The organism is Synechococcus sp. A15-62, assembly GCF_014280075.1.
Taxonomy (GTDB): Bacteria; Cyanobacteriota; Cyanobacteriia; order PCC-6307; family Cyanobiaceae; genus Parasynechococcus.
In genome coordinates, this window is record NZ_CP047950.1 from 1,085,538 (window position 1) to 1,105,595 (window position 20,058).

General features: G+C 60.8%; 23 protein-coding genes and 1 tRNA gene. 12 read left to right on the forward strand and 12 right to left on the reverse strand.

The window, feature by feature from the left end; all coding sequences use genetic code 11:
• Positions 1 to 183 precede the first annotated feature (183 nt).
• Together SynA1562_RS06105 and nrdJ are read right to left on the reverse strand one after the other, a co-directional pair.
• Positions 184 to 270 (reverse strand) — tRNA-Ser (locus tag SynA1562_RS06105).
• 58 nt (positions 271 to 328) lie between these two features.
• Entirely contained in the window at positions 329 to 2,659 is a 2,331-nt protein-coding gene (gene nrdJ / locus SynA1562_RS06110) for a ribonucleoside-triphosphate reductase, adenosylcobalamin-dependent (protein WP_186495175.1), read from the reverse strand.
• A gap of 118 nt (positions 2,660 to 2,777) precedes the next feature.
• On the opposite strand from nrdJ, the gene SynA1562_RS06115 reads away from it, so the two are divergent.
• The 4 genes from SynA1562_RS06115 (at position 2,778) to SynA1562_RS06130 (ending at position 6,139) form a co-directional block, all read left to right on the forward strand.
• Positions 2,778 to 3,458, forward strand: coding sequence for a trans-aconitate 2-methyltransferase (locus tag SynA1562_RS06115; protein WP_186495176.1), 681 nt, complete (start codon positions 2,778 to 2,780; stop codon positions 3,456 to 3,458).
• A gap of 6 nt (positions 3,459 to 3,464) precedes the next feature.
• Positions 3,465 to 5,111, forward strand: a complete 1,647-nt coding sequence (locus SynA1562_RS06120) for a peptide chain release factor 3 (protein ID WP_186495177.1) — start codon at positions 3,465 to 3,467, stop codon at positions 5,109 to 5,111.
• Between the two features lie 69 nt (positions 5,112 to 5,180).
• Positions 5,181 to 5,402: a hypothetical protein gene (locus SynA1562_RS06125; protein WP_186495178.1), complete on the forward strand. Its 222-nt coding sequence runs from the start codon at positions 5,181 to 5,183 to the stop codon at positions 5,400 to 5,402.
• 41 nt (positions 5,403 to 5,443) lie between these two features.
• Positions 5,444 to 6,139 carry a CPP1-like family protein gene (locus SynA1562_RS06130; RefSeq protein ID WP_186495179.1) on the forward strand — a complete coding sequence of 232 codons (696 nt, stop codon included), beginning with the start codon at positions 5,444 to 5,446 and terminating at the stop codon, positions 6,137 to 6,139.
• Positions 6,140 to 6,142: 3 nt separating this feature from the next.
• Here SynA1562_RS06130 and hslO read toward each other — a convergent pair whose 3' ends face one another.
• Together hslO and SynA1562_RS06140 are read right to left on the reverse strand one after the other, a co-directional pair.
• Complete coding sequence (gene hslO / locus SynA1562_RS06135; RefSeq protein ID WP_186495180.1) at positions 6,143 to 7,060, reverse strand: Hsp33 family molecular chaperone HslO; 918 nt, start codon at positions 7,058 to 7,060, stop codon at positions 6,143 to 6,145.
• Between the two features lie 14 nt (positions 7,061 to 7,074).
• Positions 7,075 to 7,713, reverse strand: coding sequence for an ABC transporter ATP-binding protein (locus SynA1562_RS06140; RefSeq protein WP_186495181.1), 639 nt, complete (start codon positions 7,711 to 7,713; stop codon positions 7,075 to 7,077).
• A gap of 41 nt (positions 7,714 to 7,754) precedes the next feature.
• Here SynA1562_RS06140 and SynA1562_RS06145 point away from each other — a divergent pair, with 41 nt between their 5' ends.
• Together SynA1562_RS06145 and SynA1562_RS06150 are read left to right on the forward strand one after the other, a co-directional pair.
• Positions 7,755 to 8,204: a DUF3531 family protein gene (locus SynA1562_RS06145; protein WP_115082235.1), complete on the forward strand. Its 450-nt coding sequence runs from the start codon at positions 7,755 to 7,757 to the stop codon at positions 8,202 to 8,204.
• A complete protein-coding gene (locus SynA1562_RS06150; RefSeq protein ID WP_370593269.1) occupies positions 8,164 to 8,928 on the forward strand; it encodes a 16S rRNA (uracil(1498)-N(3))-methyltransferase in 765 nt (254 codons plus the stop codon). The genes SynA1562_RS06145 and SynA1562_RS06150 overlap by 41 nt, the downstream gene beginning before the upstream one ends.
• Here SynA1562_RS06150 and SynA1562_RS06155 read toward each other — a convergent pair.
• Entirely contained in the window at positions 8,918 to 9,349 is a 432-nt protein-coding gene (locus SynA1562_RS06155) for a hypothetical protein (protein ID WP_186495182.1), read from the reverse strand. The two genes, SynA1562_RS06150 and SynA1562_RS06155, sit on opposite strands and share 11 nt — an antisense overlap.
• A gap of 86 nt (positions 9,350 to 9,435) precedes the next feature.
• On the opposite strand from SynA1562_RS06155, the gene SynA1562_RS06160 reads away from it, so the two are divergent.
• Positions 9,436 to 10,155 carry a TIGR00297 family protein gene (locus SynA1562_RS06160; RefSeq protein ID WP_255445767.1) on the forward strand — a complete coding sequence of 240 codons (720 nt, stop codon included), beginning with the start codon at positions 9,436 to 9,438 and terminating at the stop codon, positions 10,153 to 10,155.
• Here SynA1562_RS06160 and SynA1562_RS06165 read toward each other — a convergent pair whose 3' ends face one another.
• The gene (locus SynA1562_RS06165; RefSeq protein WP_186495184.1) at positions 10,156 to 10,911 is read right to left on the reverse strand and encodes a sigma-70 family RNA polymerase sigma factor; all 756 of its coding nucleotides are present in this window, start codon (positions 10,909 to 10,911) and stop codon (positions 10,156 to 10,158) included.
• Between the two features lie 83 nt (positions 10,912 to 10,994).
• Between SynA1562_RS06165 and SynA1562_RS06170 the strand changes: the two genes are divergently transcribed.
• Positions 10,995 to 11,159 carry a PCP reductase family protein gene (locus SynA1562_RS06170; protein WP_186495185.1) on the forward strand — a complete coding sequence of 55 codons (165 nt, stop codon included), beginning with the start codon at positions 10,995 to 10,997 and terminating at the stop codon, positions 11,157 to 11,159.
• A gap of 3 nt (positions 11,160 to 11,162) precedes the next feature.
• Here SynA1562_RS06170 and SynA1562_RS06175 read toward each other — a convergent pair whose 3' ends face one another.
• Genes SynA1562_RS06175 through SynA1562_RS06200 form a run of 6 tightly spaced genes read right to left on the reverse strand, consistent with a single transcriptional unit; the run spans position 11,163 to position 16,409 of the window.
• Entirely contained in the window at positions 11,163 to 11,330 is a 168-nt protein-coding gene (locus tag SynA1562_RS06175; protein WP_011364263.1) for a hypothetical protein, read from the reverse strand.
• A gap of 54 nt (positions 11,331 to 11,384) precedes the next feature.
• Entirely contained in the window at positions 11,385 to 12,071 is a 687-nt protein-coding gene (locus SynA1562_RS06180; protein ID WP_186495186.1) for a GDSL-type esterase/lipase family protein, read from the reverse strand.
• Positions 12,068 to 13,600 carry a phosphonate ABC transporter gene (locus SynA1562_RS06185; RefSeq protein ID WP_186495187.1) on the reverse strand — a complete coding sequence of 511 codons (1,533 nt, stop codon included), beginning with the start codon at positions 13,598 to 13,600 and terminating at the stop codon, positions 12,068 to 12,070. Before SynA1562_RS06185 ends, SynA1562_RS06180 begins: the two co-directional genes overlap by 4 nt.
• A complete protein-coding gene (locus SynA1562_RS06190) occupies positions 13,579 to 14,283 on the reverse strand; it encodes an ATP-binding cassette domain-containing protein (protein WP_186495188.1) in 705 nt (234 codons plus the stop codon). The genes SynA1562_RS06185 and SynA1562_RS06190 overlap by 22 nt, the downstream gene beginning before the upstream one ends.
• A complete protein-coding gene (locus tag SynA1562_RS06195; RefSeq protein ID WP_186495189.1) occupies positions 14,280 to 15,203 on the reverse strand; it encodes a putative selenate ABC transporter substrate-binding protein in 924 nt (307 codons plus the stop codon). Before SynA1562_RS06195 ends, SynA1562_RS06190 begins: the two co-directional genes overlap by 4 nt.
• A 27-nt stretch (positions 15,204 to 15,230) precedes the next feature.
• On the reverse strand, positions 15,231 to 16,409 hold the full coding sequence (locus SynA1562_RS06200) for a pyridoxal phosphate-dependent aminotransferase (RefSeq protein ID WP_186495190.1): 1,179 nt from the start codon (positions 16,407 to 16,409) through the stop codon (positions 15,231 to 15,233).
• An 86-nt stretch (positions 16,410 to 16,495) separates the two neighbouring features.
• On the opposite strand from SynA1562_RS06200, the gene SynA1562_RS06205 reads away from it, so the two are divergent.
• From SynA1562_RS06205 to SynA1562_RS06220, 4 genes are read left to right on the forward strand one after another with little or no spacing between them, the layout of a single operon-like run.
• On the forward strand, positions 16,496 to 16,897 hold the full coding sequence (locus SynA1562_RS06205; protein WP_186495191.1) for a VOC family protein: 402 nt from the start codon (positions 16,496 to 16,498) through the stop codon (positions 16,895 to 16,897).
• Positions 16,894 to 17,457: a uracil-DNA glycosylase gene (locus SynA1562_RS06210; RefSeq protein ID WP_186495192.1), complete on the forward strand. Its 564-nt coding sequence runs from the start codon at positions 16,894 to 16,896 to the stop codon at positions 17,455 to 17,457. Before SynA1562_RS06205 ends, SynA1562_RS06210 begins: the two co-directional genes overlap by 4 nt.
• A 20-nt stretch (positions 17,458 to 17,477) precedes the next feature.
• Positions 17,478 to 18,674 carry a (E)-4-hydroxy-3-methylbut-2-enyl-diphosphate synthase gene (gene ispG, locus SynA1562_RS06215; protein ID WP_186495193.1) on the forward strand — a complete coding sequence of 399 codons (1,197 nt, stop codon included), beginning with the start codon at positions 17,478 to 17,480 and terminating at the stop codon, positions 18,672 to 18,674.
• Between the two features lie 34 nt (positions 18,675 to 18,708).
• A complete protein-coding gene (locus SynA1562_RS06220) occupies positions 18,709 to 20,058 on the forward strand; it encodes a S41 family peptidase (RefSeq protein WP_186495194.1) in 1,350 nt (449 codons plus the stop codon).

Here is a 20,058-nt window from a genome sequence, read left to right on the forward strand (position 1 = left end):
GACTCCTGCCCAAGCAGGAGTCAAATCCATTTCTTTCTTAAGAAATCTGGTTGTGTATCCTCTTGAACGGATTCGTGCGTCAATGTATCGACGTGGTCGAATCGCTCCGGTGATGCATCACCGTCGGCCACACAACATTCCCTGATTTCAAGACGAACGACCGTCAAGTTCGTAGGTTTAAAACGGAGAGGGTGGGATTCGAACCCACGGTGCCCGTTAAGACACGCTGGTTTTCAAGACCAGAGCCATAAACCACTCGACCACCTCTCCAGAGGGTGTCAGGTGTCCCGCAGGACACCCAACAACTGTATCGGGACGTGCTCCCAGTTCAGTTTTCCGGCTTAGCCAGAGGCAGCAGGCACTTATCGGAATCACAACCAGCGGGGCCGGCTTCCGTCAGCTCACCCTGGTCGTAACGCTGCAGTGCTTCGAAGAAATCACTGCTGACGCGACGCTTCACCACAGCCGATTGCAGCTCCTCATAGGTGGCTGCATCGATCGGCTCAAAGGGCAGGCGCGGGAAGGTGGCGTTGGCATCGAAGCGGGCCAGAAGTGCCGCTGAGATGTAGCCCTCGCCCTTCTCCATGGCCTGATGCAGAGCATCAGCCAAGGGTTCGATTTCGTGCTCGCGGAATTCGATGGTGGCTGAGGTGTTGTGGGCGGTGTAATGCCGCTGAACCTGCATGTAGAAATCGAATTGCGCCATTGCACTGAAGCCGTTGATGTCAACGGCATCAGCTCCGGGCAGGTTGGCCCAGCTCACCTCGGTGGGAATCTCAACCAGCCATTCGGTGCAGCGGGGATCGAAGGGGTCATTCAGCAGACGACCTTCCTCATCCTTGTCGGACTGGGAGGGAACGATGGTGTAGCCGTAGTCCATGCAGGCCATGGCCACGGGGTCGTTCTTGCGGAAGGTGATCCGGCGAATGAAGCGCTGAGCTTTCGGCGGATGCCAGCCGGGGGCAGCTCCGGTGAGCAGGCTCTTAGTGCCTGCAGGCTGCACGGTTGTGCAGCGGTTGGGACGACGCAGGCCATGGCGGTCGCAGTAGTCCCAGACCGTTTGATTGACGATCTCCTTCCAACGGCTCAGGTAAGCGGCTTCCTGCTCCTTGAAGCGCAGGCCTTCCTCGGTGTCAGGCCGGCCGGCCTCCCACCAGCTCAGCCATTCCGTACCGAAGGCATGGACGAAGAAGTCGAACAAACCGGTGAAGCTGACGCCCACGATCGGATCCCACTCACGGCTCTGGCGGTAGCGCTCAACCTCGAAGCGATGGTTGAGCAGACAAGCAACCGAGAGAGCACCTGCTCGGAATGCATCGGCCTGGCCTTCCTCGTCGCTGGGGTCGATCTGGTTGAGGTGCACCTCGGCCAGATTGCAGTGGAAGTCGGCACCCAGGATCTCGCCGCAGGGATTCAAGCCATAACGGCTGAGGCGATGCTCCAGCTCATCAGCTCCGATGGGGCCATGGTTGTCGGACAACCAACGACCTGCTTCCTCACGCCCCTGATCGCAGTAGATCTCAATGAATTCCGTTCGCAGCTCAGGGGTGGTGAGCAGATCGGCATTGGAGCGAGCGATCGCTTCGGGAGCGAACTGAATGGCACCTTCACCGGAGTGGAACTGCTTGGTCACCGCTGCGTGCACAACGTCCTTGCTGGGACGGGTGTGATACACGCGGGTGTGGTTGGCCATCCGCAGCGCATCACGCTCAGGGTCGATCCTCCAGTTGCCCTCCTCGTCTTGTTGCCAGAGGTTGTCCTTGGAGGATGCAGCAGCCTGGTCGTCCGAAGCGAACTGGCGCATGCCGGCGCTACGACGGATGTTTCCGGCCACGATCGTGACGGCGGCTTCGTCGATCAGCAGGCAGCACTCCACTGAGGTGAGCCGACGCCCCTGGGCCTTGTTCAGCAGTCGAGCAACGCGCCCGTAGAGATCCTTCAGTTTGACGGGGTTGGCCATGCCACCGAAACCCTTCAGCGTTTCCCCAACGGGACGCACATCGCTTAGGTCTACTTCGATCTGAATGGGACCGCCGTTGAACCGTTCATCGCTGCTGAGCTCGAGCATCAGCTGGTAGCTGTCCACCCAGCCACGGCGGGTGTCACCCACCTTGATGGTCACCTTGTTGCCATCAATGCTGTGGGTGCAGTCGTCCTGGCGCTCAGCCGCAGGAGTAATGCCGATTTCGCTGACGCTGAGAACTTCAAAGCTGTTGCGCACCACCGGAAGCCGGTCGATCAGGTGCGGCTCGATGATGGCCCCGGTGCCGCAGCCCATCATCGCCAGGTCCATCATCAGACCGAAAGCCTGCCAATCCACCAGGTTGGTGGACGTGCAGTTGTAGGAGCCCGAGAAATTTTCGGGCTGTTCGATCCAGCGGGTGCCACCGATCCAGAGCCAGCGGCCTGAGGGGAGAGCTTTTTTCTCGGCCTGCATGCGAGCCAGCAGGGCTACTTCCGCATCGCTCAGGTTGCCCAACTGACGCAGGCCTTCCAGGTTCCGCGCACTCACCTGACTCCAGCTCTCACGGCCACTGGGGGTTTTGCGGCTGTAGGTGCGATAGAAGACCGGGTTGGCAGCAGGAGCGGTTGCGGGGAAGTCGCCGAACCCGGCGACAGCTCCCGCAGAGGTCTCCACACGATTTGGAGTAAGGGTCACGTGCGGTGCTGGGGCAAAGGACAAGTATCGAAACCCTAACGCCACAGATGGGGGTAGCAAGGTCTCTTTACCACCATCAACAGTGTCCCGTTCAAACTGAGCCCTGAATTGGCAGCGAATGATGCAGCGGCGGCTGGAGCCTGAGTTGATGAACGGCGATGCACAGGTGCAGGCCTATGCCGCTGCCGACTTCAGTGCCGGCGATCAAGCCACCCTTGAGGCGATCCAGCAGCTTCTCTTCACCACATCACCGTTGCCGGCCGATCCACTGCTGGTGGATCTGGGTTGTGGGCCGGGAAACATCACGCTTCGGCTGGCCGAACTCTTCCCCAGGGCTCGAATCATCGGCATCGACGGTGCCGAATCGATGCTGGCTCTGGCCCGGGGGCGAGCGCAGCAACAGCAACTGGAGATCTCATTCCTCTGTCAGACCCTTCAGGAGGTTCTGGAAGGTCCTCTTCTTGGCCAGGCCGATCTGATCGTCAGCAACAGCCTGTTGCATCACCTTCACCAACCCGATCTGCTCTGGACGGTCAGCCGAGCCCTGGCAGCACCTGGGTGTCGCGCCTTGCATCGGGATCTGCGGCGTCCGGCCTCCGACGCTGAGCTTGAACAGCTGCGTCTCAAACACCTGCCATCGGCGCCAGAGGTGTTGCAGCACGACTTCGCTGCCTCGCTGGCGGCGGCCTTTGAGCCTCATGAGGTGACTGCCGAGCTCCACAGGCTTGGGCTCAACCAATTGAGGGTGTCGGCGGAAGACGACCGTTATCTGGTGGTGTCAGGCTTGGTGAAGTCCTGAAATCCGATGAGCGGCAGTCAAGCGACCACTGATGGTGATCTAGCCCAGGTTCTGGCCTCTGAGGTGGATCGCCGTCGCAACTTTGCGATCATTTCCCACCCCGACGCGGGAAAGACGACACTCACCGAGAAGTTGCTGCTTTACGGGGGTGCTATTCAGCAGGCCGGTGCGGTGAAAGCCCGCGGTGAGCAGCGCAAGGTGACCTCCGACTGGATGGAGCTTGAGAAGCAGCGAGGCATTTCGATCACCTCAACGGTGCTGCAGTTCGATTACGACGCCACCACGATCAATCTCCTGGACACACCAGGGCACCAGGATTTTTCCGAAGACACCTATCGAACGCTGGCAGCTGCGGACAACGCCGTGATGCTGGAAGACGCTGCTAAGGGATTGGAGCCTCAGACCCGGAAGCTGTTCGAGGTCTGCCGCATGCGCCAGATCCCGATTTTCACCTTCATCAACAAGATGGACCGCCCGGGGCGGGAACCGCTCACCCTGCTCGATGAAATCGAGTCGGAGCTCGGCCTCACCCCCTGGGCTGTGAACTGGCCGATCGGCAGTGGCGAGCAATTCCGCGGCGTGATCGACCGTCGTAGCAAGGAAGTGGTTCTGTTCAGCCGTGCAGAACGCGGAAAGCAGGCCAGTGAGCAACGCCTCTCCCTGGACGACCCTGCCCTGCGGGAGTTGGTGGAAGAGGACCTTCTGGATCTGGCCGTTGAAGAAATGGAGTTTCTGGAGGCTGCTGGCGCCGAGCTGGACATCGAGATGGTTCATGCCGGTGAGCTCACCCCGGTGTTCTTCGGCTCGGCGATGACCAACTTCGGGGTGCGTCCCTTCCTTGATGCCTTCCTTGAGATGGCGCAACGGCCGATCGCCCGATCCAGCAGCGAAGGTCTGGTGGACCCGTTGCGTGAAGGGTTCAGCGGCTTCGTGTTCAAGCTTCAGGCCAACATGGATCCCCGGCACCGCGACCGGGTGGCCTTCGTCCGTGTCTGCAGCGGCCGCTTTGAAAAAGACATGACGGTGAAGCACGCCCGCACCGGCAAAGCAATCCGTCTTTCCCGTCCTCAAAAGCTGTTCGGTCAAGACCGAGCCGTGGTGGAAGACGCCTATCCCGGTGATGTGATCGGTCTCAACAACCCCGGCATGTTTTCCATTGGCGACACGCTTTATGTGGGTTCGAAAGTGGAATACGAAGGCATTCCCTGTTTCAGTCCAGAGATTTTCAGTTGGCTGCGCAACCCCAACCCTTCAGCGTTCAAGAACTTCCGCAAAGGGGTGAACGAGCTGCGGGAAGAGGGGGCTGTGCAGATCCTTTATGACACTGACGAGAGCAAGCGGGATCCAATTCTTGCGGCCGTTGGGCAACTCCAGCTTGAGGTGGTGCAGCACCGGCTTGAAAACGAATATGGCGTTGAAACCCGCCTTGAGCCAATGGGTTTCCAGGTTGCCCGTTGGATCAGCGGCGGCTGGGCTGATCTTGAGAAGGTCGGCCGGATCTTCAATTGCAAAACCGTGCGTGATGCCTGGAATCGGCCTGTGCTGTTGTTCAAAAACGAGTGGAATCTCAACCAGCTTCGGGAGGACCACCCCGACCTTGAACTCAGCAGTGTTGCCCCGGTGGTGAGTGGAGTGGAGCCGATCAGTCTCTGAACCGGGCGGATCACCCCATCCACACCTCCACGGCTGTCTCGCCAGAATCCTGTGGAGCCTCCAACTTCCGTGAGTACGTTCTGGCTGCTGAGGAACAACGCTGACGGCGGCACCGAATACGTGTGCTTCCGCGGCGATGATGAATCAGTGGAAATGCTGGAGGGTTACCACCTTCCTCCGCAGATGCCGTTGATCAAACGGCGCTCGTGGATGAACCGGGTGGATGCCATCAGCTGCCGCAGCCGGCTTGAGCGGAGCGAGGGTTTTCGTCACGGTGCACCCCTCTTCTGAACAGGCCCCGATACGCTCTTCAAAGGAACCCGATCGACGCAATGGCAGCCCTGGGTGAATCTGGTCCCGATGCAAACGCAGATGATCCATTTGACCGTCTCGGACTAAGCCGCGACGCCGGCTTCGAGCAGGTTCAGGCGGCCAAGGCACGTTGTCTCGCCGAGGTTTCCGGTGATGATCAGGCCAGAGCCAAGATCGAAGCGGCCTACGACGCCGTCCTGATGGCGCGTCTTCGGGACCGGCAACAGGGTCAGGTGAGTGCTGCTGCAGCGACAGCGTCCGAGCGGGAGGCGATGGCGGGTTCGATGCCTGCTCCGCCAGCTCAGGCACCGATGGGCAATGTGTTGTCGAACCTCCGCAACAAGCTGCCCGACCCCTCCCAGTCCCTCTCCGGGCTGAAGCCGGATTGGGCCCTGGTGGAAGGGCAAGGGCGTTCCGTGCGCCTCATTGCCGGGATCATCGGCATTGCTCTTTTGCTGATCTCCGCCGGCAGCATCCAATTGGTGCTGGCCCTTGCAACCATTGGTGTTTTTCTCAGTCAGGTTCGCCGTGGTCGCCGCCCACTGGCATCCCTGGGGTGGACGTTGTTGGTGCTCAGTGTTGGTTTGGCGGCAGGCTCTTTGCTGAACCTTGCGCTTTCCCCCACTGCTGTTGAGCAGCTGGCTCTCAGTTCGCTGCAGATTCAAGCCCTGCCAGCCGCTCTTCTGCTGTGGGCTGCAGCTCTGTTCCTGGCCTGAACTTCAGGCCGCCGCCGGTAGACCGTCAATCAGCTCCTGGAGCTCCGCAGCGCTCACGTCATAACGGTTGTTGCAGAAGTGGCAGGTCAGTTCTGCCCCGCCATCTTTGTCCCGCATGTCAGTGAGTTCGTCTCTGCCCAGCAGGACCAGGGCTGCTTTGCTGCGCTCATGGCTGCAAGGGCAGAAAAAACGCAGCTCCTGACTGGCCTCGGCATCGTCGAGGGGTTTGGGATCAAGGTCGGGGAAGACGTCTAGAAGCAGATCCTCTAGCTGGTCTCCACTTGCCGCCAGCCGCTGACTGAATCCAGTGATCTCGCGGCAACGCTGTTCAATCAGCTCCACCAGGGCCGGCTCTTCCGCCGCTTTGGGAAGAATTTGAACCAGCAGGCCACCACTGGCGTGGATGCCGGCGCTGTTCACCTGCTCACCCACAAACACTGCGGAAGGGGTTTGTTCAGAGTGGAGCAGATAGGAGGCAACATCCTCACCAATGCCTCCGCTAACGAGCTCAACGGTGCTGTTGAAGGGCTCGCCCTTGCCGTCATCACGCATCACGTGGAGGTAACCGGTTCCAGCCGCCTCCTTGAAGTTGAAGCTGAAATGGCCTGCTTCGTCCTGAATCGGGTCGAGTTCGAGGGCCGGCTCGCCGACGTAGCCGCGCACAGTTCCGTTGCGGCCGGCATCCACCATCAGGTTCTTGATCGGACCATCGGAGCCCAGACGCAGATTCACTCGGCCGTGGCTCACCTTCATCGAACTGGCGAGCATCAGTCCCGCCGTCATGGCCCGTCCCAGCATCACGCTGGTGAGGAACGACAGCCCATGGCGCTCCCTTGCCTCACGCACGATGTTTGTTGTCGATACCGCCACCAATCGGATGCCACCTGCAGCGGCTGTTGCGCGAACCAGCCGGTCGGCCATATCCCCTCGGAATCTCAGGGCAATGTAGTCATCGGTTCGAGCCGCCCGCTCTGCAAACGCAGGCGTTCGCAGTCCCAGTCTTGAAACAGCTCGGGTTCATGGGTGACCACGATCAACACCTGTTCACGGGCCAGGCCGGCAAGTAGACCAAGCACGTCGCGTCTCACCGACCAATCCAAACCAGCAGTGGGTTCATCCAGGAGGAGCACTTCAGCGCCGCGAAGCATCTGCACCGCGAGGGCAAGCCGCCTTTGCTGCCCGCCGCTGAGCCGTTCTGGTGCCGTTGTTGAGGCGATGGTGTCGAGGCCAACCCGTTCGAGCACGCTCTGTTCGCGCTCATGACCGAGCCGCCGATGGCCCAGCCGCAGTTCCTGCGCCACGCTCAGACCGAGGAAATGGCGCTCGGGAAACTGGAAAACGATGCCGCACAGCCAGCGCAGCTGCCGTCGTTTCATCACGCTTCCGTTCCAGCGGATGCTGCCGGATGTGGCTGACGCCAAGCCGCTGATGATCTCCAGCAGCGATGTCTTTCCGGATCCACTGGCGCCAGCGATCAGCAGCGGCCGTCCTTTCTGTGCGTGAAAAGCGACGCCGTCGAGGATGGGTGCACCGGCCGTTGCAGGTGCATAGGTGATTCCGGAGAGCTCGAGCATGCGATCAGCTTGAACGATGATGAAAGCGTCGAGATGGCCCCATGGACATTCGTTTTCGTGAAGTCGATCCCTTTAATTGCTGGTTATGGATTCGTTTTTCGGAACCTCCTAGCCAGGGGGAGCGGAATTACGTCGATGGAGTCTTCGACAGCTGGTACGTGATCGGGCGTTTGGGCGGCTTCAACGCAGAAAACCTGCAGGTGCATGACGCAGGTTCTGATCTCAGTTGGATGACCTACGACAACGATGGGGCGGAGTCGGCGATGCCCGCCCTGATGCACAACATGGGGCAGCTCGAATACCAGAACGACTGGGGACGGTGCTGGGTGGATCTCGGTACGTCGGATGGTGTTGCCATCGATGTTCTGATCAATGCCCTGCGTCAACTTGACTCCGACGTGGTTCAGATCGAAGAGCTGGTGGTTGGTGGGGTCAATGAAAATTGGCCGGTTGAAGATCATCCCGACAGCGTTTTCCCTGCCGGTGGCTGAACGCCGGCGCTTGCTTCTGTCGCCGGATCGCCTGGAGCAGGGTGGATCGGTTCTGCTCAACACCGAAGAGCAGCACTACCTGCGGAGAGTGTTGCGTCTGCGCTGTGGCGAGCAGGTGGATGTGATCGATGGCTGCGGCCGCCTCACTCGCGCAACCCTGATGGAGCCGCAGTTGCTTGGGCTCGACAGTTCAGTGCAGAACATTGAACCCTCGCCAAAACCTCAGCTGGGCCTGGCCGTGGCCTTGATGCGGCGGGGGATGGATGAGGTGGTCCGAATGGCCTGTGAGCTTGGGATTGATCGGATCCAGCCCCTGCGCTGCGATCACTGTGTTCCCCAGGCCGACCACCGACCCGAGCGCTGGGCCACGATCATTCGTGAGGCGGTGGAGCAGTGCGAGCGGTTATGGATACCGCAGCTGCATGAGGTGAACGGTTTATCCGAATGGATTGGAGAACAGGACGGTCTGCGTCTTGTAGGGGTCACACGCGAGTCGGCCGCTCCATCGTTGGATCAATGTTTGCGCCAACAGGGGAATGCAAGCAAGACCACTTGGGTGGTGACCGGTCCTGAGGGGGGATGGACTTCAGCAGAGCAGAGTCTCTTTGCCCAAGCGGGGGTCCGGCCTGTGCGGATGGGAGCAACCATCCTGCGCAGTTCGACAGCAGCGGTGGCAGGCGCGGTGGAACTGGTGCGTTGGCGCGATGACCTGATCAGCTCTTGAACAGATCCTGAGACATTCCGCGGAAGGATTTCAGAGCTGCACCGGGTCGACGGCTGCGCTGACGCAGGCCGCCACCAGGCATCAGGTTGCTGGGAGCAAAGGTGGAATAGGTCACGGCCGGGCGGGCTGCCTCCGCTGCAGCCAGTTCAGCGGCGATGGCTTCTGCAGTGGTGAGTGAGGTTGCGGGCTGGGAGCTGGGCTCAGCGTTGACTTCGGAAACGGCCTCTGAGGCAGAAGGCTTGGCTGCAGCTGAAGGCTCGGAAGGTGCCTCAGGTGTTGCAACAGCGTTTGCGGCGACGACAACTGCCTCAACCGGCGCTTCTTCGCTTGCTGGAGCCTCCTGTTGAGGCAGCTCAAGGGTGGCCGGAGCGGCGGAGTCATCCAGGGTGAGGAAAAAACCCTTGTTGCTGTTGAACACCATCCGGTCGACCAGAGAACGAACGCCCCCGATTCTCCCTCTGCAATGGCCGCAGGCAGGAGATGCTTAGGGCACTGCAACACGGTGTGATGTCCCCACTCTGGATTCAGGCCCTGCTGGTGAATTCGGTTTTGATTGCAATGGCGCAGCGCACAACCGTGCTCACCCGCAGTGGATGGGTCCATGCGGCTGCATTGGGCACGATTCTTTGGGGTTGCTTGGGGTGGTCGGGCTGGTTGGCCGTGGTCGCCTACCTCTGCCTGGGAAGTCTGGTCACCAAGATCGGCTTTCAGAACAAGCAGAGCCGCGGTCTTGCCGAGGGCCGCGGTGGGCAGCGGGGCCCAGAAAACGTCTGGGGTTCCGCTGCTGTTGGAGCCTTCCTGGCACTGCTCATCGGTGCCGGCGTCGAGCCCCATCAGCTGTTGTTGGTTGGTTTTGCTGCGAGTTTCGCCGCCAAGTTGGCCGACACCTTCGGCAGTGAGATCGGCAAGCGTTTCGGTCGAACCACTGTGTTGATCACCAGCCTGCGGGTGGTCCCGCCAGGCACCGAGGGGGCCATCAGCCTCGAGGGAACCCTGGCCAGTGCCGCTGGCAGTATCGCCATGACCCTGGTGATGCTGACCCTGCAGCTGGTTCCCTCATGGCCTGTGGCGGGGCTGGTGATGCTGGTTGGTCTGGTGGCAACCCTTGCCGAAAGCCTGCTTGGCGCTCTTGTGCAGGATCGCGTGGCCTGGTTGAGCAATGAGCTAGTCAATGCTCTTCAGACCCTCTTGGCCGCAGTTTTGGCGATGCTGCTGATGGCGCTTTAATCAGCTGCTCTGGATTGGGATCAGACCATCGCGTTGGGCCCATTGCCGCAGCAGTCGAAGGCCCTCATCGAGATGAAGACGCAGGCTTGAGCGGCTGCAATTCAGGACTTGAGCCAGATCCTTGAGGCTCTGGCCTTCGATCAAGTGGCCTTTCAGCACCGTGCCGGCCAGGCCATCCACCTGATGCAGCACGCTCTTCAGCCAGTCCAGGTGTTCGTCAACCTCACAAGCTTGTGTTGGTTCCAGAGGGCTGGCACTCAGGTCGACGACCTGGCTGACCCCATGGCTCCTCACGGCCTCGGCCCACCGCTCCGGACGAACCAAGAGAGTGTCAGCAAGCTCCTGATCGCTGAGGCTCGGTTGCTGGTTTTGTTCGCGTTCGCGCTGAATCTTCATCCCGGCTGCGTAGAGATCACGCAGCCTCCAGGGAATTCGAACCATGCGTGATCGATCGCGTCGGTAGTGAAGGATTTGACCGGTAGCCCGCGACAGCAGATAGCTGCTGGGTTTCACCCGTCGCTGCGGATCCAACCGATCCACGCCTCGGATCAATCCAACCCGGGACTCCTGCAGCAGATCGTCGAACTCCTCAGGCCCGCGTTGCTGTTGGCGACGGGCCGCGCAGTGGGCCAGACCTAGGTGTTTGAGAGCCTGCTGATTGCGTCGTGCAATGCAGGGCGGCAGTCCGCGACGAGACTCGTGCCGCAGGTGGCGTTGAGAAATCAAGGGATCAGTGCAACTGATCCAACGGTTCAACGCTCAGCCCCGAAGCGGTTGCCCCTTTAGTGCCGCAGATCGGCACTTTCGTGCCGGATCATGGGTGCAACAGTTTTGGATTGATGGACTGGCAACCAGAGGCCCTGGCAGCACTCAAGAAAGATGTTCCGTTCTTCGTTCGGCCTGCTGTGCGTAAACGGGTTGAGGCGATGGCGGATTCAGATGGACGGTCCGACATTGACCTGGATTTCTACAAAACCGCCAAGCAGGCCATGGCCCCGAGCTAACCCTCAGGAGGGGTCGAGATCGCAGCGCTGCAATTCCGGCTGGGTCAAACGGTCAACGATGCGTGCCATATCGAGGGCGGTCAGTTCACCGTTTTCATCCCACTTGAGCGTGGTTTTGCGCTGGGCAGGGGGGTGGCCGGCAGCGCGTTGTGCAGAGCGGTCAGGTCCCAAGTCTGATCACCAATGTCAGGAGAGCCACACATTAGTCGCCGCTGCGGGTCTCGTTTACATGCTGATAGGAGTTGATGTGTTAAGTGGAGCAAGTCCGGCCCACTCCCGCAGAGGCGCCCACTGATCCAAGCGCTGGTCCAGCCAGCGGTGGCCGTCTGCATTGAGATGGATTCCGTCGGGTTCCATCCAGGTCAACCAGTCGGGCTCCTCCTGCATCTCCTGATGCATGGGCAGGAAGGGCACATCAGCCTCACGGCACTGTTCGGCCATCACGGCCTCCGTTGCCGCGATCTGCCTGTTGCCGTACCAGAGGCAACCGGCAAAGGGCATCACGTGCTCATCCACCGCTGTGAGGCCCAGCACAAACACCTGCACTTCCTGGGTCAACTCCTTGAGAAGTTGTCCCAGGCCGAACGAAAAGGCCTCTACATCCAGTTGGGGTCTGCCGTCGATTCGACCAACGCGGGCGGTGTCATTCAGCCCGACACTGAGCAGCAGCCCGCCAGGTGTTTGGCGACGCAGTTCGCCGCGGCAGCTCCACTCGCTGCGCCAGCGGGCGGCCACGCGTTCCAGGCCATCGCCGCGCACACCAAGCGGGTACACCACCGGTGCGTTCGGCAGGTTCATCCAGCGCAGGCGCAGCCGTTGGCACCAACCACCTGCTTCACGGTCACCCCAGCCATGCACGCCACTGTCCCCGAGCACGATCAGCTGACGGGGGACCTCGTTCGCACCGCTCATAAAGCCATCGCCCGGCTGTTCCAGCTCCCCTGAAGTTGTTCCCCCAGGCTCTCACCCAACAGTGTGAGCACCGCGGAAATCAGCACGATCCAGAGCACCAACCACCAATGAAACGAGCTGAGGGCTTCCATCAGCTGCCAGCCAAGACCGGCTCCCCCAACCATTCCGATGATCGCGGTGTCGCGCAGGATCACATCCAATCGGTAGCTCGCATAGGTGAGGTAGGCGCGACTCACATCCGCCAGCGGGCCGTAAAGCCAGCTCACCCGAGGGGAGGCGCCGCAGGCCTTCATGGTCTGGGCGGAACGTAATCCCGTGCTGCGGATGTCGTCGATCAACACCCGACCCATCACACCCCCGTGGTGCAGCCCTAGGGCCAGCCCCGCCAGGGCCAGGCTTGGTTTGGCCAGCATCAGAAGCAGCAGTGCGGTGAGAGGAGCCGGGATCAGTCGCAACGCTCCCCACACCACTCCCTGCAGACGCAGGCTGGCCTGGCTGGGCCAAACCAGCAGCAGCAGTGGTGGAAGGCCGGTAGCAACACAACCGGCGATCAGGGTGATCAACACCGTGGCGCCAATCACCCCGGGCCAGGAGATCTCAATGGCAGCATTGAATCCCTGGGATCCGTCGATGAGGTTGCCCATAACCATCGACCACTCCGCCACTGGCCAGGTCAGCTGCAGATCCAGCTGTGTTCCCCAGCCGAGGGCGACCCAGGGGCTGCCCATGGCCACCAGGAGAATCAGCATGCGCGACCAGCTGCGCAGCGTTCGAAGCAATCGGTCGAGCACCACCATGGCGATGGCCAGCAACCACAGGCCACTCCACAGTTCCTGAAATTGAAGTGAGCGCAGGCTGAGGCTGAGGTCTGTCCCCAGCCCACCAAGACCGAAAACGCCCAGAATCAAGGCTGAACGAAGCGCGCAATCAAGGCGGTGGCCGATGTGGTCGCTGATCGGCTCTGCCAGCGGAGGGACAAGCCCGGTGAGCATCACGGCCCATGGCGTGGCGCCGGCTCCCTTGAGGACGGGGATGGCCGGCGAAACGTGGCAGTCCACCTGATCGGCGATCACCCTTGCCATCAGAACCGTGTATGGGATCGCAATGGCACAGATCGCAACCCAGCCATTCAGTCCGAACACCTGAAGCAGCAACAACCCCCAGATCAGTTCATGTACTGCGCGTAGGGGTGCCAGCCAACGGCGCAAGATCAAGGCAGGCCAACGCACGTCCGCCAGGATTTCCCAGAAGGTGCTTGAGCTCAGCAGGCCGAGACCCACGCCGAGAACACTGCTGATGCCCCAGGACATCACGGCAATCACCAGGGTGATCTGAAGTCCGTTGAGCAAGCTGCCCAGAACGATGGGATCGATGCAGGGCTGCACGGCCCCAGCAACGAACCGTTGCAGCAGAGACAGTCCCCCGCCGTGCCCATCGCGCAACAGCACCACGAGAACGCCAACCAGGCTGAGGCCCGGCAGCAATGGGATCAGCGGCAGGGCTGGCTTCAGGCCGATGCGTAGAGCCATTCCAATTGATCCCGGTGAATGGTCTCTGGAGCCGCATCGATCACCAGGGCACCACCACGGAGCCCCAGAACCCGATCAAAGCGGTGTATCAGATCCGGTCGATGCAGGCTGATCAGACAGCCCGGCAAGAGAAGAAGGGTGTTGAGAACGTCTTCGGCAAGGCTGGGATCAAGGGCGGAGAGGGGTTCGTCCGCCAGCACGAGTTCAGGCTGCTGATGCAGCAAACGGCCCAGAGCCACCCGTTGGCGCTGCCCTCCGGAGAGTTCACGCACGGGCTGTTCAAGCAACTCGGCCTCCAGTTTCACCTGGTGCATCAGTGCCAGGCAGGTTGTCTGGTCCAGGGGACCCAGCAGGTTTCGAATCGCCCAGAGCAGCCCATGGCGTCCCAGGGCGCCGCTGTTGATGTTCTGGATAACGCTCAGTTCCTCCACCAGGCGCAGGTCCTGCCAGAGCGTGCCGATCTGACGCCGTTGCCGGCGGGACAGCTGCTGATGGGGACGACCACACCAGTGCACCAATCCTGCATCGGGGCTTAGGGCCCCGTTGCAGAGCTTCAGCAACGTGGTTTTGCCAGCGCCACTGGCACCGAGCAAAACCACACGCTGGTCCGCACGAAGGGTGAGGGTGATCGGTTGGAGCCGTTGCCCCAGGCAGGCCTGGTGCAGCTCCAGCAGCGCCGTCAACGGATCTTTCCGAGTTGGCGACCCACCGTTTCAATCATCACGTAGTCCTCGTCCTTGACGGGGATGAAGCGTTCGGCACCGAACAGCTCAAGAATCGTGGCGCCGTTCTCTGTGTCTGCCGACAGGTCCAGCAAGGCGGTCTGGAGCTTGTCGGTGAAACCATCGCCAAAGCGCTCATCCAGCCCAGGCCTTACAACCCAGTGGTAATCAACGTAGGGCGGTGTCCTCCAGATCACCGACACCTTGCCTGGATCCACGCGGCCGTCCGCCAAATTGCTGCGCCAGACCTGCTCGTTCAAGGCGCCCACCTCGTAGGCACCGCTCTGCACCACAGCAATGGTGGCGTCGTGGCTTCCGCTGAAGCCAGGTCCGCCCCCCGCCAGATCCTCAGGTTTCACGCCGTTTTTCCCCATGAAGAACTGGGGCATCAGGCGGCCGGAGGTGGAACTCTCCGAACCGAAGGCCAGTCGGCGTCCCTTCAGTTCAACCAGTTGGTCGGCACTGGTGAAGGGGCGCAAACCACTGGCGCCATTGGCGATGAACACACTGGTAAATTCTGCATCGATGTCCCGTTGCGCCAGAACCCGGGCTCCAGGCGTCTGCAGCCTGGCCTGCACACCGGTGAGTCCCCCGAACCAGACCAGATCAAGGCTGCCGGTGCGAAAGGCACTGACCGCCGCCGTGTAATTGCTCACTGGCGCATACCGCACAGGAACATCCAGCTTTTCGCTGAGTTCCGAAGAGAGCGTGCCGTAGAGGCGATTGAGTTTCTCGGGGTTCTGGTCGGGGATAGCACCGATCTGCAGAACAGCCTGTTTGGTGTCGTTTTGGGGTGCGCCGCAACTAGAAACACTGGCCGTGAGTGCGAGGCCGGCAATCAAACCGGTGGCCACCACGGCCCTGCGTTCTCGTACAGACATTCAGAAATAGGAAGTCATCGAATCGGATCAGAAGGAACGAAGCAGCCGCTTCAGTCGCATCAGTCCATCGTTGATCGTCTCATCCGCTACGGCACAGGAGAGTCGAATGCAGCGGTCATTGCCGAAGGCCAAGCCCGGAATCATGGCCAGACCTTCCTGTTCCAGGGCTTGCCGGCAGAACTCCATCGAATCGGCAACGCCGTCCGGCAGGCGGGGGAAGGCGTAGAAGGCCCCTTGAGGGGGCGTCAGGGTGATGCCCTCCAGAGCCTGCAGCCGTTCAGTGAGCAGAGTTCGGCGGCGGTTGTAGCTGATTGCCATCTCGCGCACGCAATCACGGGGCCCTTCGATCGCCGCCAGGGCACCCCGTTGAGCAAAGCTGCACACATTGCTGGTGCTCTGGCTCTGCAGGGCTGAAGCAGCCTTGATCACGGCAGCATCTCCAGCCAGATAACCGAGGCGCCAGCCGGTCATCGCCCAGCCTTTGGCAAAGCCGTTCACGGTGAAGCAGCGCTCACGGATCCCATCGGCAATGGCCGCAAAGCTGCAGTGCTGCTGACCATCGGCCAGAAGATATTCATAGATCTCATCGCTCATCACCATCAGCTGGGGGTGACGGACCACCAGCGAGGCCAGGGCCTCCAGTTCGGCCCGTGTCATCACCTGGCCGCTGGGGTTTCCCGGGGAATTGATCACCAACAGTCGGCTGCGGGGGGTGATCTGCTGCTCCAGCAGGTCGAGGTCAAGGCGGAAGCCTTCCTCCGCTTTGGTGGGAATGATCCTGGTGCTCGCCCCGGCCAGGGCGGCCATCTCGGGATAGCTCAGCCAGTAAGGCGCCGGCAGCAGCACTTCGTCGCCGGGATTGAGCAGCACCTGGAACAGGTTGTAGATGGCTTGCTTGCCACCGTTGGTGACCAGCACCTGCTCCGGCTGGGTTGGAATTCCGTTTTCGACGCTCAGTTTGTGGGCCAGAGCAGCACGTAGATCGGGGTCCCCCGCGGCGGGGCCATAGCGGGTGAAGCCGGATCCCAGAGCACGCTGAGCCGCTTCAACGATGAATGGTGGCGTCGCAAAGTCCGGTTCGCCGGCACTGAGGCTGCAGATGTCCTTGCCGCTGTCGCGCAGTGCTTTGGCCTTGGCGCTGATCTCCAGCGTCAGAGACGGTTTGAGGGCGACAGCCCGGTCGGAAAGTTCTGGCGGGCGCGGCATCGGCAACGCACCTCCCCGCGGTGCGTTTAAAACGTCATCATCCTGCCGCAGATGGTGTCGCAGACAACCTTGATTTCTCAGCGCCCATGAATGCGATACAGATCAGCTGGGTCTTGGCTGCGGAAGACAGCGCCCGGTTGGCGACCTTCTACAGCGAGCTGTTTCAAGCCACGTTGAAGCCTGGAGTGGCGGAGCACCACTGCATCGTTCAATTCAGCGATGGAACCCAGCTGGAGATCTATCAGCCCTCACGCCGGCGCCCTTTCCCTGACCGGGGCAAAGCGCTGGCTCCCTGTTTGAGGCTCTCCCCTTCTCAGGAGCCCCTTCCTCAACTTCAGTGGTTGCTCAGCAACGCTCTGCAGCGTGGTGGATCGCTTCTCGAGGAGGCGCGGCTTGAGCCCTTTGGTGCTGAGGCCTGGATCCACGATCCGGAAGGCAATGCTCTGTTGCTTTTGGTTCCGCTGGCCTCTACCGCATCGGTGTCATGACCCTCTCCACCCTGGAGGCCTGCAGTGCCTGCACAGCCTGTGACCTCGCCAGTTCGCGCCAGACCGTCGTAATCAGCCGCGGCAATCCCAAAGCGGATCTGATGCTGATCGGTGAAGCACCAGGTGCTCAGGAAGATGCTCAGGGCGTCCCGTTCGTCGGCCGTTCAGGACGTGCTCTCGATCAACTGCTGCGGGATGTGGATCTGGATCCCGAGCATGACCTTTACATCTGCAATGCGATCAAATGCAGGCCTCCAAACAACCGACGACCGAAAAAAACTGAGTTGGCCGCCTGTCGGGCCTGGCTTGACCTGCAACTGGAGGCCGTTGGCCCCAAGGTGATCGTGCTGACGGGAGCCACCGCTGTGGAGGCCATCCTTGGCATCAAGGGGGGCATGACCCAGCTTCGTGGTGAGTGGCAGAGCTGGAATGGACGGCAGGTGATGCCGATTTTTCACCCCTCCTATCTGCTGCGCAATCCCTCCAAAGCAGCCGGCGCGCCCCTGGATCTGACACGGCAGGACCTCTCCGCAGTGCGGCGCAGGCTGTGCGAACGTTGACGCGCTTCACCACCGCCCCCATGACTGCCCTGGATCGGCGCTACGACACCCAGATCCACCGCCGTGTGACCCGCACTGTGATGGTGGGTGTTGTGCCAGTAGGCAGCGAGCACCCGATCGTGGTGCAGTCGATGATCAACGAGGACACCCTCGATATCGAGGCTGCTGTAGCCGGCATCATCCGCCTTGCCGAAGCCGGCAGTGAGATCGTGCGGGTGACGACGCCCTCGATGGCCCACGCCAAGGCGATGGGACAGATTCGTCAGGAGCTTCGTCAGCGCGGCTGCAGCGTTCCCCTGGTGGCGGATGTCCACCACAACGGCATCAAAATCGCCCTGGAGGTCGCCAAGCATGTCGACAAAGTTCGGATCAATCCCGGGCTATTTGTTTTCGACAAGCCCGATCCCGATCGGCAGGAGTTCAGCAAAGAAGAATTTGCCGCCATCGGCCAGCGCATCCGTGAGACGTTCGAGCCTTTGGTGACCCTGCTGCGGGATCAGAACAAGGCGCTGCGAATTGGTGTGAACCACGGCTCCCTGGCGGAGCGGATGCTGTTCACCTACGGCGACACCCCGGAGGGGATGGTCGAGTCAGCGATGGAATTTGTGCGGATCTGCCACGAGCTTGATTTCCACAACATCGTGATTTCGATGAAGGCCTCGCGTGCACCGGTGATGCTTGCGGCCTACCGCCTGATGGCGGACACCATGGACAAGGAAGGCTTCAATTACCCCCTGCACTTGGGCGTGACCGAAGCCGGTGACGGTGATTACGGCCGCATCAAGAGCACCGCAGGCATTGCCACCCTGTTGGCCGATGGATTGGGAGACACTCTCCGGGTCTCCCTGACGGAGGCTCCTGAAAAGGAAATCCCCGTCTGCTACTCGATTCTTCAATCCCTGGGTCTGCGCAAGACCATGGTCGAGTACGTCGCCTGCCCCAGCTGCGGTCGCACCCTGTTCAATCTCGAAGAGGTGCTGCATAAGGTGCGCGATGCCACATCCCACCTCACGGGTCTGGACATCGCCGTGATGGGATGCATCGTCAATGGCCCTGGCGAGATGGCCGACGCTGATTACGGCTACGTCGGCAAAACCCCTGGCGTGATTTCGCTGTATCGCGGTCGTGATGAAATCCGCAAGGTGCCTGAAGCTGAGGGCGTTGAAGCCCTGATCCAGTTGATCAAAGAGGACGGTCGCTGGGTGGAGCCCGCCTGATCTCGTTAGTCTGAAGAATCAGTCCTGAAGGGCCATGGTTCGGAGTCAGCGCCTGCGTTCTTTGGTTCGTTCGACTCCGTTGCTGTTGATGCTCGGCGTCGGCGGTGTGGTCACCGCCATGGGCATCAGCTCACCAGGCCTCTCCCTTCCATCGGCATCCGGGGGATCGATACACGACAGCCCTAAGGAGGTGATTGATCAGGTCTGGCAGATCGTTTATCGCGATTACCTCGATTCGACGGGCTCCTACGACGAAGCGACCTGGCGCCAATTGCGGAGCAATCTGCTGAGCAAGTCTTATGGAGGCAGCGCCGAGTCCTACGAGGCGATCCGGGGCATGCTGGCCAGCCTCGATGACCCTTACACGCGTTTCCTTGATCCGAAGGAGTTCAAGGAGATGCAGATCGACACCTCCGGTGAGTTGATGGGCGTGGGGATTCAGCTCAGTCTCGACAAAGACACGAAGGAGCTGATTGTTGTCTCCCCGATTGAGGGCACCCCTGCTTCCCGTGCGGGCGTTCAGCCCAAGGATGTGATCGTTTCCATCGATGGTGCCTCCACCAAAGGCATGACCACCGAGGACGCCGTCAAGTTGATTCGTGGCCCGGAGGGCACCGATGTGGTGCTGGGACTCAGGCGCCAGGGTCAGGTGCTGAATGTGCCGCTGAAACGGGCCCGGATTGAGATCCATGCAGTGAAGGCCATGCTCAACACGGCGCCCAACGGCCGCAAGGTGGGCTACATCCGTCTCAAGCAATTCAATGCCAACGCCACGCGTGAAATGCGTGCTGCCATCAAGGATCTGGAATCTCAGGCTGCTGAGGGCTATGTGCTGGATCTGCGCAGCAATCCAGGCGGCCTGCTCGAGGCCAGTGTGGACATCGCCCGCCAATGGCTTAATGAAGGCACCATCGTCAGCACCCGAACCCGCGAGGGCATTCGCGATGTAAGGCGCGCCACGGGCAGTGCAATCACCGACAAACCCCTGGTGGTGTTGATTGACCAGGGATCCGCCAGTGCCAGCGAAATTCTTTCAGGGGCACTCCAAGACAACTCCCGTGCCCAACTCGTTGGACAGAAGACCTTCGGCAAGGGACTTGTCCAGGCCGTTCGCGGATTGGCTGATGGATCCGGTCTGACGGTCACGATCGCCAAGTATCTGACCCCGAAGGGAACTGATATTCACAAGAACGGAATCCAACCGGACATCGAAGCAGCGATGTCGAAAAAAGAGATCAAGAATTTCTCGGTTGAAGACCTGGGAACCCAGAAAGACAGTCAATACAAGACCGCTGAGGGGACCCTATTGAACCAATTGAAGAGAAGTCAGGCAGGGATGACCTATCAACCTGGCCGAGCCAACCTCAGCTACGCGCTGCAGTAA